Raw genomic sequence first — 12,703 nt, forward strand, 5'->3', positions numbered from 1 at the left:
GAGCTCTGATCAGGGAAGCGGTTCCTTTTCACCAGCGATTCCGACTGTGACGAGGTGTTCGAGGAACTCGTCGAACCGCCTCGAGGCCTACATACAGGTCGTGGACTTCCTCGACGAGCACGTGTAGTCCAGCGACTCCCTTCAGTCGTCAGGTTCGATGGGGATGTCGACGCCGCCGTCTGTCCTGCCGCCGGACCCGTCCGTCTCCACCGCTTCGGCGAGGTCCTCCAGTGCAAGCGTGACGTTGCGCTTGTTCGCCTTCCAGAGCGCGTCGAACACAGTACCGATGTAAGGGATAGACCCACCCGCCACGTCGATGGTGATGTTAGCGAGCATCTCCACGAGCGTCCTGAAGGAGACTCCGAGGTATGCCGACTCGGCGACGATGTACAGGGAGAAGGCGCCACTCACCACGTCGCCAGCGACGGGGAGTGCTCCCAGAATCGGGTCGATACCGATGCGGACGCCGATGCCGGGGACGCGCACACTCTCGTCGAGGACGTACGCGACCGTCTCCATCCGCTTGAGCGCGGCCTCGTCGACGCTCCCCGGTAGTTCACCGTCGTAGTCGACGTCGAAGCGAGATTCGAAATCCGCGGGCATGGGGGTACCGGTTCGGGTGGGAGACGTAAACCCTGTGTGGTGGCCCTCGTCAGGGCCATACAGGCCACGCTCGACCACACGACGGCGCGCGTCAAGACGGCGACCGGAACCTCGGGGGACTGGAAACATCTTCCTGAAGCTGTGCAAGATACATCGCGCGCATCTGGTATCGCAGTCGTCCATCGATTCGCTTTCATGCGAATCGCATACCTCTGCCGGTCGAGGGGCTCTGGACCTCTGACCGGCTAGGATACTCCCGGTCAGTCCGCCACTGAATCCTCCTCTTCGTGTTCGTGGACCCTGACTGTCGAAATTCGGGTCCCCTCAACGCTCGTCACCTCGACGACGTTCCCGTCGACCTCAACGCGATCGCCACGTTCTGGCGCGCGGTTGAGTTGCTCGAGTACCACTCCACCGATCGTTTCGACCTCTTCACTTGTGAAATCTCCCTCAATCATGTCGTTGATTTTCGATAGCGGGACGCCCCCGTCAATGTCGTACCCCCCATCGCCACGCCGGCGAATCGAGGGTTCACGCTCGTCCATATCAAACTCATCCCGGAGGTCTCCAACGAGTGCCTCGACGACGTCTTCAACCGTTGCAATCCCCTCAAATGCTCCCCACTCGTCGATAACTGCGACCATTTGCTGTTGATCTTCCCTGAACTGTCTCAGGAGATCGCTCAGTGCCATCGTCTCGGGAGCGATGACGATCTCGCGGGCGATGTCGCCGACGGACTCGGCGTCCTCGCCTTCCACCTCAGCTCGTAACACGTCCTTGACGTCGACGAATCCGACCACCTGGTCGCTGTCGTCGGCATCAAGAACTGGATAGCGGGTATGCCCAGCCTCGAGGATGATCGACTGGAGGTCGGAGAGGGGGGCATCGGCCGGAACGCTCACCACGTCCGGTCGTGGAACCATGACCTCCCGCACCACGATGTCGTCGAGATCGAAGACCCGCTCGATCATCGTCACTTCCGCAACGTCGATGTCCCCTCCCTCGCCCGACCGTGTTAGTACTCGGAGGAGCTCTCGCTCACCGAGTGTCTCATCGGTTTCGGACGCGGGCGGCACACCGAGCGACCGCGTGAACGCGTTAGCTGCCCCGTTGAAGACCACAATTCCCGGATAGAGGATGTAATAAAAGAACTTCATTGGCGGGGCGAGAAACAGCGAGAGCCGCTCTGTCTGGGAGATTGCGATCGTCTTCGGCGCGAGTTCACCGAAGACGACGTGGAGGAACGTGATGATACTGAAGCCAATTGCGAACGCGACGAGATGGATGAGGCCCGCCGGGAGAATCGGTTCCAGTACGGGTTCGATGAGCGCCGCCACGGCGGGTTCGCCGACCCACCCCAACCCGAGCGAGGCGATGGTGATGCCGAGTTGCGTCGTGGCGAGGTAGTTATCGAGATTGGTCATCACTCCCTGGAGTGTCCCCGAACCCGGGCGCCCCTCCTCGACGAGTTGGTCAACCGATGTCCCCCGAATCCGAACGAAGGCGAACTCTGCAGCGACAAAAAAGCCGTTGAGCACCACGAGAAACAGCGCTAAGACGAGTTGTCCCACGGAGAGCGCGACGTTTACCATCGGTACTCCCAGAACGGACTGCCGTTCGATTGTAGTGTGTCCATAGCTATGCATCTCGTTCCGTTTACTAAAACCATCTACAGGATTCGCGAGTGATCGACTACTGTCAATAGGACCTCGACATTCAGTAGGCAAATTAGACGTCGGGGTTTGAGTTCGAAGACGTGATCGACGCGGCCTCGGTTACGAGAACGATCGCTTGGCCAAGCGAACGGCCGATGTCCACGCTATTCACGCTCATCCCCAACGTCCGCGTGTTCCCCGCTCTTTGCTTCGGGGTCGCCCCAGTCGAGGTCTCGGGACCGGTCGGTCTCCCGGAGGATGAACGGCCCAATGGAGAGGGTACGCTTCGTCACAGTGACGATGCGAAGAATGTAGGAGAACAGGAACGCGAACGGCAGCACGGCGACGGCGACGCCCGCGCTCACCACCACGACGAGCGTGCGCACGCCGAACACGGTCCCCGGGAACAGCGCCGGTTCGAGGTAGAGGATGCCCGCGACCGCCGTGAGGAGTGCGGGTATGGACGCGTACAGCATCGTCCGGGAGAGGTCGATGAGCGCCCACTGGAAGTATAGCGTCTTGAAGTGCTCACGCGCCGGCCCGAACAGTTCGAGCGCGTTGATGAGTTCGTCGAACGCCGCTCGGGCATCCTCGGTGAGCACGTCCTCGTTCTCCGCGCGGATGCGGCGCGCCGCGTACAACTTCCACGAGTAGTTGTAGTTCAGCGCGGAGAATACCACGTCGAACTCCCCGAACTGGGCGTCTTTGAGACCGCTCTCGACGGCGTCCGCGTTCCCCTTCACGTTCTCCGTGAACGCGGCCACCTGGTCGTTGAGAGCCTCGTCGTTAATGTCCTGGATGGCGTCCGAGACGGCTTTGGCGCGCCGCTTCGTGAGTTTCACGAGCGATCGAAGGAACGCCGAGGGCTGGGCGGGACTCACGGGCTCCTCGATGACGTCCTCGACGTCCTTCCGGAACGCCATCGCGCCCTCCATGCGCTCGCGCTGGTCGCCGACCGGCCCCAGTTCCTGAGAGAGGACGAGCTGACTGAGCGCGAGCACGAGCGTGACGCCCGTGATAATGGACGTCAGTAGCCCCTGGAACAGCGTCTCGATAGGGTCCGCCTGGCTGAACAGCGCCGGCGACCCGATTGGATGGAGCTGCCCGATGATAGCGAGCGTGAGGAACACGCCGCCCGAAATTCCGGCGGCGACCAGCCACCGGTTCGCGTTCAACAGTAGCCAGAACTTCCGACTGTTCTCCGGCACGCGCTCTCGCATCGTGTCGCTCGGGCGACTCCCCTCATTGTCGCTCATACTAGGCCAGTTCCGCTCACAATTGAAAATGCTTGAGCCGTCACAACCGATGGGAACAGCCGCGCGACGACTCTCGGTTAATGCCCTCCCTATTGGTACTGAGTCGTATGGCAGACGGCAGCTCGACCAAGATCCTCTCAAAGTGCTCACTGAAAAATTGATCTTCTGTAAGTGGTTCCCTGCTGGATACACCCTCCGTATCGGTCACACCCGGACTGACAGACACTGAGTAGATCGAAATTACTCTGCTACATACACAGCGCATATCAGTCACTGATCTTTGGACAACCCGTGTGGAGACGAATCGGTAGAGACTAGTGGGACTTCAGTTGTGAAGTACTGGATCTCCGTATTACTTCGTCTATCGCTCGTATCCAACGGTTCAGCAGTGAAACGGCACTATTTTTTCGTGTGCGAATCGAATCGCAGACACGTGGCAGAATTACTGATTCTCTTGGGGTTTCTGGTAGCAGTATTCGTCGGGTACAATATCGGCGGGTCATCAACCGGTGTTGCCTTCGGCCCGGCGGTCGGCAGCCGGGCTGTCAGAAAGGTCACTGCCGGGGCACTGTTTACCGTGTTCGCGTTCCTCGGAGCGTGGACGATTGGGCGGAAGGTCATCACGACGATGAGTACCGAAATCGTCGATGCAGCAGCCTTTACACCCGCAGCGAGCGTTGGCGTCCTCTTTTTCACCGGGCTCGCACTCCTGATCTCGAACCTCTACGGTGTCCCGGCGTCAACCTCGATGACAGCCGTCGCAGCAATCGTCGGATTGGGGTTGGCAACAGGGACGCTCAACACTGCCCTGATGTTTACCATCCTGTCGGCATGGATCGTCGCCCCGCTGATCGCCGTCTTCACAGGTGCGTTTATCGGCAGATACCTGTACCCACACCTCGACGCCAAATTCGAATTTGGTCGCCTTACGAACCCGTTGATCGCAATCGATACCCAGGGGAGGCTCCCACAGCTATCGGTCAACGATAACGTGGCGCCTCGGGATCTGATCGGGTCGGCGCTTGTGGTGGCAATTGCCTGCTACATGGGGTTCAGCGCCGGAGCCTCGAACGCGGCGAACGCGGTCGCCCCGCTTGTCGGCAACGGTTCCCTTAATCCCAGCCCGGCGATTCTCCTCGCGGTCGGGGCCATCAGTGTGGGCGGCTTCACGATTGCCCGGCGGACGCTGGCGACCGTTGGCAGCGATATCACTAAGATGCCGATTCTGGCAGCGCTTATCGTTTCGACCGTGGGTGCGACGATTATCACCGTGCTATCGTGGCTCGGCATTCCAGCCAGTCTCGCCGTGAGTACGACCAGTTGTATCATTGGGCTCGGGTGGGGCCGTGCAAGTCGAGCGCGGACGCTCGCAGAAATAGTCACACAGTCCCCTGCCGATGAATCCGCTCCAACGTTTACGACTGGTGCACTCAAACTCCCGCCAGTTGAAGGTAACAAGGGGGTCGCTGCAGGCCCGACTGTGGGCGAACTCGCTGAAGGCGAGTCTCCGCACCCGGACAGGCAGCACGCATCCGAGGATCGTGTGTCTAGCATTGGCGAGAAAGACCCGGAGGAGCTGTCCGCCGAAAGTCTGTTTGACCCCGCAGCCACGGCGCGTATCGTGGCGCTCTGGGTTATCACGCCGACGATGGCGGTCGTGGGATCCTATGGATTGTTTTCACTCCTCGCCTAAGAGAGTACCACGTCCGTCCATCGGTCTCAGTCGCAGCGACTCACCGAGCGACGATCACGGGGACGGGCGAGTTGCGGAACACTTTCTGGGCAACGTTCCCGACGACCAGTCGATCCACTAACGAGCCGCCGTGGATCCCGATGACGACCGCATCGAAATCGTCGGCGCTGTTCACAATCGCCCGTGCCGGATGGCCCAGTTGAACCTCAGTGGTGATCTCGATATCGTACTCGGCGGCAAGTTTCTTGGCGCCATCGAATACGTCCTCTGCGCGCTCCTCTGCGGCTTCTTCAACATCCTCCTCAAGAGCAAGTGACGTGGCTGCTCCGCCCCACAATGACGGTTCGCCCACGACATGTAGGACGGTGATCTCCGCGTCGGGATGGTTCTCAAGGGCGTACTCAAGCGCATGTTGGGCCATCTCCGAGCCGTCTATCGGAACGAGAATCCGTGAGATCATACTGCCGACTACGGATAGAGTGTGGATAAAATGATGGTTCGTTCATCTCAGGATGCGCAACGTATTCCCACCAGCTGCCAAACTTTCTACATTTTGCACGAGATTCCTGACAGGCAAGACATACAGCGCGCCTCGGGCACCGATATTACTCGGGATCAGCGTAACTCAGAGCGGGAGTGGACCTTCTCCGCGGACATCCCGAAGTGAACCGGACCGCTACGGACTGGCACGGAACTCGCCGTGTTTCAGTCCGAAGAAGAACGCGACGACCGAGAAGACGATCATTGAGGGCAGAACCATCATGAAGACCGTTGAGGGAGCCATTACGGACGTGAGCGCGACTGTTGCGACGGCGACGATTACGGCGAGCGGAACCACTGAGCGCGTGAAATCAAATTCCATATCCGTGATTGTAGCCGGACGAATAAAGCGTTTGAGAATGTACGTCATTAATCAGTAAGTTGAAAAGTATTGCTCTGAATAGGAGCGCGTGGAGATTCTGTCGGCTTTGGACTCGTACAGCCAGTTCACTGGGGGGCGCTTTTCTGTTCCTTGAGTTTGATGTCGAGGGGGTCTTCGATCTCACCCATCACTGCTTCGAGGGCGTCTGTCGCAGTGATCAGTCCCACGACGTTCTCCTCGTCCTCATCATACACAAGCGCGAGTTCTTGATGTTCGTCCTGAAACTGATCGACGGCATCGCTGATGAGCGTGTCTGCTCGGAGCGTCATCGGTGGAGCAGCGACATCCTCGAACGTCACCTCGCCATGCCGGAGCTCGTCGATCTGATCAACAACTGCAGGAACGTAGACAACCCCCCGATAGTCGGCTGGATCGTCACCAATCAAGGGAAATCGCGTGTGCGGGCTTGTTCCGATTCGATCGAAATTTTCCTGCGCAGAGACGGCTGTCGAGAGAAAAATAATGTCCTCACGATCGGTCATAATATCGCTGACGGGCTGTTCGCCGACAGTGAAGGCGTTCAGGATCTCTTCTTGCCGTTCCTCAGAAAGATTCCCTTGGTCAAGCAAAGTCCCGAGCCGATGGCGGAGGTCCGCCCGGGATTCGACCCGGTCGGTTTCGGTTTCCAGCCAGGCACCGGTCATCTCGACACCGAACAGCCCGAGCGTCCATTTGGCGACGCTGTCTCCGAGCACGATGACCGGATAGAGCAGCTTGGCAAACCAGTACAGCGGTGTCGCGCCGTACCGAGCGACGAACTTCGTCCGCTCAACCCCGAGATACGTGGGCGTCTGTTCGCCGTGGGTCAGGTGGAGCAGATTGATGATGACGAACGCAAGGATGCCACCCGCCCCAATCGACGTGAGCAGCGTGTTCTCGAACACTGGATCGATCAACGAAGCCAGGGCCGGTTCCGCGACGATGCCGACGGCGATACTCGTCGCAGAGATGCCGACCTGACAACTCGTGAGATAGATTTCGAGATCCTGTGTCATCTCCCAGGCTCGCTCGAGTCCCGGGACGTCGAACTCGGACTTAGGGTACTGTCGCACGCGAGTGAGTGCGAACTCGATCGCGACGAAGAATCCGTTTGCGAGGATAAGCAAAACACCGCTCAGTAGGCGGAGCGTTAGTTCGAGACCATTCATTTCGTAGGGCTATTCCCCGTGGTATCAAGAATTCCGTCATCTCGCTCACCGGTACGAGCTGAGCCTCGTCATTCGGTCTACTTGTCGGCAAATTCCCCAAGGAGATCGCCTTCGTCCTCGTCGAAATCATCCGGTGTACGTCGTCGGGCCCGGCTCATCGTCACCAAGATCGAAAATCGAATAGAGCGCTTCGACGAGATCATACGCAGTTTCAGCGGTGTATACGGCGGTTCCGCCATCCTCGTCAACCTTGCTGATCAGGCCTGCCTGCTCCAGTTTATCGAGATAGTCGAACACCGTCTTCTTCGAGTCAGTCGTTGACTCAACAAGTTCGGGGGCCGTGGCAGTCGCTGAGCGCCGAATCGATGTATAGAGACTAGCGAGGGACGGGTTCTCGAGTAATTCTGCGAACGTGGGGATCCGATGATCATCTTCGGAGTGTCACCCGCGTTTCCCACGTGTTCCGTATCGTAGCTCATTTTGTATAGGGTTACGGAACTAGAAACGATACACGTTTGCCACGGAAATGGGGTGCTGTAGTGTTCCCCGGTTTTCGAGGCGGTTCACTCACGATGGTGATAGCCACCGCAAGCACTTCGAGTGTCTAAAGCGTGGCTACCAGACGGCCGCCGTCTCGAACCACGAACGGCAAATCCGTGAGCGAGTGGGGTGGAGGATATCAATTGCGGGGGTCTCTCGAGGGTACTGTTCGGGTTTTCTGTTGACGGAATCGTTTTCTGGTTTGCGTGCATTTTGGGTGTATGAGTTCTGCGTCACCCTCGCCAGCCACCGTGTTGAATGCTGTCGACACGCTCGCACCTGCTGGCACGCCGGTGACGACGACGGAGGTCGCAGCCGAGTTCGACTGTACAGCGCGCACGATTTACAACAAGTTAGATGTCCTCGTCAACCAAGGTACTCTTGAGACAAAGAAAGTCGGGGCGAGAGGTCGAGTGTGGTGGCGACCTACGGAGCAGTCATCCGATGAGTTATATGATGCTGCTCACTCTCTGGCACCGTCGGCGCATAGTCGACTTCGAGAAGGGCAAGATTCATTCCAGTTATCGATGGAAAATCTCGGCCAAGAGGACCTCTATGAGCTAATATTCAACCAGACGTTCCATTTTATCGGTGTTCTGGAGCCCAACGGCACGCTTATCGATGCAAACGAGGCCGCACTTTCCTTTGGGGGCCTGACCCGAGAGGACGTCGTCGGGGAGCCGTTCTGGGAGGCCTACTGGTGGCAGCTCTCCGACGGGACGCAAGCCCAGTTGAGAGACGCTATCGACCGAGCAGCCGACGGCGAGTTCGTTCGGTTCGAGGTCGAAGTTCAGGGTGCCGACCGCACCGCAATCATTGATTTTTCACTCCGCCCTGTGTCGAACGAACACGGCGAAATAATATTGCTTGTGCCGGAAGGGCGAGATATTACCGACCTCAAAGAGCGCGAGCAACAGCTCCAGCGCATCGATCGACTCAATACCGTAATCCGGGCAATCGTCCAGACCGTCGCACGGGCCGAGACGCGCAAGGAGGTCGCACAGGCTGTCTGTGACACGCTCCTGGAGTTCGATGCGTACCAATCGACAGTGATGGGTGAACTGTCGTCACTATTCGATGACTTCGAACCCTGGGCGATGGCTGGGGATATGGAAACCTATCTTGATGAGATGTTGGATCAAAAGGCACCTCCGCTCGACGAGGGTCCTGCTGCGCACGCCGTACGAACCGGTGAATTACAAGTCCAACACGATCTCGCTGATCTTCCCTACGACTATTGGAAGCACCTTGCCGATACCCACGGGATACGATCGTACGCTTCCGTTCCTTTGGGGTATGAAGGGACGGTATACGGCGTGCTTGGGGTGTACGCTGATCGCTCCGAGGCATTCAACCAAGAGAAACAGCGCATTCTCACGGAACTCGGCGAGATTATCGGGTACGCGTTGTACGCTCTTGAACGCAGGGACGTCCTTGATCCCACCGCGGAACTGGAGTTTAGATCCGCGGAGATTGCTCGACTCTGCCGTACAGAGACAGACGCAGACTTCGAGCTGGCTCTTGATTCGACTGTCTCGCTCTCTGACGGAACGGAACGCCTATTCTGGGCAGTAAACGGGCTGTCACCCCAGATTGTTCGGAGTCTCGTCGAGAGCGGTTTTCCATCCGCCTCCGATTTCAGACTCCTGAAAGACGTGGAGGAGAGCGCTCGCTTCCACGTAACTGCCACTGACCAGTCAATTGCCGCCATCTTCGATACCTTCGACGGCGAACTCCAAACGGTGACGATCAAAGACGACACGGCGACAGTGATTGGGAGATTCCCAGAAACGGTCGATTCAACGACTGTTGTACAGGCGATTCGAGAACAGTATTCGGATATCGAACTCGTCGCTCAACGACGGCTGTTGACTCCGACGTATCTCCGACAGTTTGTCGATGAGGAACTGACTGATCGACAACAAGCAGCGCTGCAATTAGCGTATTTCGGGGGATACTACGAGCGCCCACGGCTCAAAACCGGCGACGAACTGGCGGCGGAACTCGGCATTTCGCGACAGACGTTCCACTATCACTTGCGACGGGCGGAGTCTACAGTATTCTATCATTTGTTCGAACAGGCAGCCGCCCTACCGTCAGACTAGTCAGAGTCTGTGTTCATATGGTATGAGGTGGCACAAAACATTGTGAGCGCGAATCAAGACAACTCGGCACCCAACAAGTGGCATTTCCAGATTGGTGAGCGCCCTCCATCCGTCGCTATGATTGAAGCGATTGCATTCGTGACGAATCAAGACCCGCTTGATATTGATCCAGTAGCAGACGTAATTGATCCAGATGCGATGGACCAATTGCTCGGCGGTGACGATACTGTGACGATCTCGTTCGTTTTCGAGGAGTACGATATAGAGCTTTCGGGTTCTGGTGAGATCGTGATCTCTGGAACGGATCTACTTCATACTGATCTTCCATCTGCAAACGAGGAAGTGGCGAAACTCCGTCTCCAGCTAACTCATTTGTCTCTGTCCGAGTTAGAGGATGGAGGGCTGGTTGTCTTGGACAGAAATGAGAACGTCGTGAGGAAGGGAGAGAATTTTGATCCGACGTTAATCAATCAACGCGGTGACTGAGTTATCACTAATCTTCGGGCATTGATACACAGAAACTGGTATTGTATGGGCGAATCGAGACTATCTGTTCTGAAAGATGTAAAATAACCATTCCGTGTATAGTTGACGTAGGCCAAGATGACGATGACACAGATGTCGCCGAAATTGGTCGGGCTTCTCTTGATATCCGGCAAAGAGTGTGGCGAAATATCCGAAAGCGGCCCAACACTTAGTGCATTCAACTGAGAATGCTTCCATATGAGGAATCTTGCTAAGGACGAAATTGACGAGGCACTTGTTCGACAGGGTGTTGGGGTCCTCGCGATGGCTGAAAGTGATCAGCCATATGCGATCCCAATGTCTTTTGGATACGATTCCGAGAAACCAGTGTTCCCAATGCAATGGGGTGGTGGATACGAAGGACGAAAGAATCAAGCCATTGAATCGAATCCGAATGTCTGCCTTACTGTATATGAACAGGATGCTGAAGACGAGTCGATATGGCGAAGCATTATCATCACAGGAGAGTTATACGAGATTCCAGAAAAGGAGGAACAGCAAGCATACGCAAGTATCGCGTCGAATGCAGAGTTCCCTCCTGACCTTGGGGTATGGGGAATCCCATTTGAAAACGTGGAGTTCCGCCTGTTCGGATTGGATAAAGGGGATTGTACGGGTCGTGAATTTTCTACGGAATACGAGAGGTGGGATATTGACGGATCCGAGTAAATCATAATGAAGAGCGTCTATGACTGAAGCCACATACAATACGTCTATAGCGGTTAGCCCGCTTTCGGAACTGTGACGCTGAAAACCGCCCCAGCGGGTTCGTTGTCATCTATCTCGATTACCCCGCCGTAAGATTCTACGAGCGTCTTGACCAGATACAAGCCGAGCCCGGTGCCGGAGCTGTCGAGGCCCGTTTCCCCCTTCCCAAAGATGGTCTCCTTCTCTGAATCCGGGATTCCCGGTCCGTTATCCGCAATCTGAACCAGGACAGAGTCTGTCCGTTCACGTGCCGAGATATCCACTTCCGGGACTTCCTTGTCGTTGTGCTGGATCGCGTTCTTCAGAAGATTGCGGAAGACCGCCTCGAGCATATCATTTGCCTGAACCGGTGTCTCCGGCGCGGCAGCAGTAGGCGTGACCAGGGCGTCCGGGTAGGTGTTCTGTACTTCTTCAATTGCGCTGGAAAGCGAAGGGCCAAGAGGAGTTGGAGCGACATTCTCAGTATCTGAGAGCATCACTTTTGCCATTTGTCGAGCAGTCGTCGTAATCTCGACAGCGTGTTCTGCGTTTTCTAAAACAATATCTAGGTGTTCTCGAATAGAGTCAGACCCCGATTGGTCGGCAGCCAACTCTGCATATGCCATTATCAATTGGATGTCGTTACGGATGTCGTGGCGAAGTACCTGATTCAGGATTTCGAGATTATCGCGTTGTTCCCGTATCTGTCGTTCGTACGCTTTCCGGTCAGAGATGTTCCGGACTAATGCGTGCAAACGTGGTTCTCCACGATGATCGAATCGGCTAAGCTTGACCTCCGCGGGGAACTCAGTCCCGTCGGGGCGACGATGTACCCACTCGAACAAGGCGGTTCCTGTCTCGAAAGCGGTCTCGATGTGCTCTTGGGCTGCTTCCTCCGAGTCTCTCCCGTCCGGTTGCGTTGGCGGTGCTAGGTCCCACGGGGTACATTCAGCAAACGTATCTATGGACTCAATGCGGAATAGGTCCAAGGTGTGTTCGTTGCAATCAAAAAATCCCTGCCTTTCCAGTAACATAAGAGCGTCCTGGGTGCTCTCGAAGAGGTTCCGGTATTTGGCCTCGCTTTCTGTGAGTTCGCGTTCTCGTTCTTTCCGCTCGGTGATGTCTCTGACTAGGGAGTGCAGGACTGGCCGGCCGTCGTCTTCAAACCGGGTCAACTTCACCTCCGCTGGAAATGTTGTCCCGCCTACGGTCTGATGGGTGTATTCGAAGAATGCGCCGCCCTGCTGAAATGCCGTCTCGATGTGTGTCTGTGCGACCTCTTTCGAGTTGGCGCCATCAGGTTGGGTTTTCGGTGCAAGGTCCCACGGTGCATACGTGAGGGCCTCTTCCTTTGAATTGAGGCCGAAGAGTTCGACTGCGCGTGTATTGCAGTCAAAATACCCGTCACGGTCGAACAACAACAGCGCATCACGACTGTTCTCAAACAGAGCACGATACCTCGATTGATTGGGTTTGTCATTACTGCTCATATACGATCTTGATGAGTGGTAATCGTAGTCGTGGTATACGCAATAAACGAAGGTACATTCTAATAATTGTATGGTTCGG

At 56.6% G+C, this 12,703-nt stretch carries 12 protein-coding genes; 4 read left to right on the forward strand and 8 right to left on the reverse strand.

What is annotated here, in order from left to right:
* Nucleotides 1-141: 141 nt before the first annotated feature.
* The 3 genes from ACT3HL_RS13235 to ACT3HL_RS13245 form a co-directional block, all read right to left on the reverse strand.
* Nucleotides 142-603 carry a DUF4112 domain-containing protein gene (locus tag ACT3HL_RS13235; protein WP_445087313.1) on the reverse strand — a complete coding sequence of 154 codons (462 nt, stop codon included), beginning with the start codon at nt 601-603 and terminating at the stop codon, nt 142-144.
* A 260-nt stretch (nt 604-863) separates the two neighbouring features.
* A complete protein-coding gene (locus ACT3HL_RS13240; protein ID WP_445087352.1) occupies nt 864-2,195 on the reverse strand; it encodes a CNNM domain-containing protein in 1,332 nt (443 codons plus the stop codon).
* A 227-nt stretch (nt 2,196-2,422) separates the two neighbouring features.
* Entirely contained in the window at nt 2,423-3,514 is a 1,092-nt protein-coding gene (locus tag ACT3HL_RS13245) for a hypothetical protein (RefSeq protein ID WP_445087314.1), read from the reverse strand.
* Nucleotides 3,515-3,947: 433 nt separating this feature from the next.
* Between ACT3HL_RS13245 and ACT3HL_RS13250 the strand changes: the two genes are divergently transcribed.
* Nucleotides 3,948-5,207 carry an inorganic phosphate transporter gene (locus ACT3HL_RS13250; protein WP_445087315.1) on the forward strand — a complete coding sequence of 420 codons (1,260 nt, stop codon included), beginning with the start codon at nt 3,948-3,950 and terminating at the stop codon, nt 5,205-5,207.
* 40 nt (nt 5,208-5,247) lie between these two features.
* Here ACT3HL_RS13250 and ACT3HL_RS13255 read toward each other — a convergent pair whose 3' ends face one another.
* From ACT3HL_RS13255 to ACT3HL_RS13270, 4 genes are all read right to left on the reverse strand, one after another.
* Nucleotides 5,248-5,667: a universal stress protein gene (locus tag ACT3HL_RS13255; protein ID WP_112077759.1), complete on the reverse strand. Its 420-nt coding sequence runs from the start codon at nt 5,665-5,667 to the stop codon at nt 5,248-5,250.
* Between the two features lie 216 nt (nt 5,668-5,883).
* Complete coding sequence (locus ACT3HL_RS13260; protein WP_112077760.1) at nt 5,884-6,069, reverse strand: DUF7333 family protein; 186 nt, start codon at nt 6,067-6,069, stop codon at nt 5,884-5,886.
* 125 nt (nt 6,070-6,194) lie between these two features.
* On the reverse strand, nt 6,195-7,277 hold the full coding sequence (locus tag ACT3HL_RS13265) for a CNNM domain-containing protein (RefSeq protein WP_123124640.1): 1,083 nt from the start codon (nt 7,275-7,277) through the stop codon (nt 6,195-6,197).
* 126 nt (nt 7,278-7,403) lie between these two features.
* Complete coding sequence (locus ACT3HL_RS13270) at nt 7,404-7,574, reverse strand: hypothetical protein (RefSeq protein ID WP_238330869.1); 171 nt, start codon at nt 7,572-7,574, stop codon at nt 7,404-7,406.
* 464 nt (nt 7,575-8,038) lie between these two features.
* Here ACT3HL_RS13270 and ACT3HL_RS13275 point away from each other — a divergent pair, with 464 nt between their 5' ends.
* The 3 genes from ACT3HL_RS13275 (at nt 8,039) to ACT3HL_RS13285 (ending at nt 11,116) form a co-directional block, all read left to right on the forward strand.
* On the forward strand, nt 8,039-9,922 hold the full coding sequence (locus ACT3HL_RS13275; RefSeq protein WP_445087316.1) for a bacterio-opsin activator domain-containing protein: 1,884 nt from the start codon (nt 8,039-8,041) through the stop codon (nt 9,920-9,922).
* A gap of 42 nt (nt 9,923-9,964) precedes the next feature.
* Nucleotides 9,965-10,408, forward strand: a complete 444-nt coding sequence (locus tag ACT3HL_RS13280) for a HalOD1 output domain-containing protein (RefSeq protein ID WP_445087317.1) — start codon at nt 9,965-9,967, stop codon at nt 10,406-10,408.
* 237 nt (nt 10,409-10,645) lie between these two features.
* Nucleotides 10,646-11,116 carry a pyridoxamine 5'-phosphate oxidase family protein gene (locus ACT3HL_RS13285; protein ID WP_445087318.1) on the forward strand — a complete coding sequence of 157 codons (471 nt, stop codon included), beginning with the start codon at nt 10,646-10,648 and terminating at the stop codon, nt 11,114-11,116.
* A gap of 53 nt (nt 11,117-11,169) precedes the next feature.
* Here ACT3HL_RS13285 and ACT3HL_RS13290 read toward each other — a convergent pair whose 3' ends face one another.
* Complete coding sequence (locus tag ACT3HL_RS13290) at nt 11,170-12,624, reverse strand: PAS domain S-box protein (protein WP_445087319.1); 1,455 nt, start codon at nt 12,622-12,624, stop codon at nt 11,170-11,172.
* Nucleotides 12,625-12,703: the final 79 nt, after the last annotated feature.

It is taken from the genome of Halobellus sp. GM3 (assembly GCF_052545375.1).

Excerpts from the sequence above, each read along its gene's own strand:
- ACT3HL_RS13285 (WP_445087318.1), top strand. The coding sequence starts at position 10,646 with ATGAGGAATCTTGCTAAGGACGAAATTGACGAGGCACTTGTTCGACAG.
- ACT3HL_RS13235 (WP_445087313.1), bottom strand. The coding sequence starts at position 603 with ATGCCCGCGGATTTCGAATCTCGCTTCGACGTCGACTACGACGGTGAA.
- ACT3HL_RS13265 (WP_123124640.1), bottom strand. The coding sequence starts at position 7,277 with ATGAATGGTCTCGAACTAACGCTCCGCCTACTGAGCGGTGTTTTGCTT.
- ACT3HL_RS13290 (WP_445087319.1), bottom strand. The coding sequence starts at position 12,624 with ATGAGCAGTAATGACAAACCCAATCAATCGAGGTATCGTGCTCTGTTT.
- ACT3HL_RS13255 (WP_112077759.1), bottom strand. The coding sequence starts at position 5,667 with ATGATCTCACGGATTCTCGTTCCGATAGACGGCTCGGAGATGGCCCAA.
- ACT3HL_RS13240 (WP_445087352.1), bottom strand. The coding sequence starts at position 2,195 with ATGGTAAACGTCGCGCTCTCCGTGGGACAACTCGTCTTAGCGCTGTTT.
- ACT3HL_RS13260 (WP_112077760.1), bottom strand. The coding sequence starts at position 6,069 with ATGGAATTTGATTTCACGCGCTCAGTGGTTCCGCTCGCCGTAATCGTC.
- ACT3HL_RS13245 (WP_445087314.1), bottom strand. The coding sequence starts at position 3,514 with ATGAGCGACAATGAGGGGAGTCGCCCGAGCGACACGATGCGAGAGCGC.
- ACT3HL_RS13275 (WP_445087316.1), top strand. The coding sequence starts at position 8,039 with ATGAGTTCTGCGTCACCCTCGCCAGCCACCGTGTTGAATGCTGTCGAC.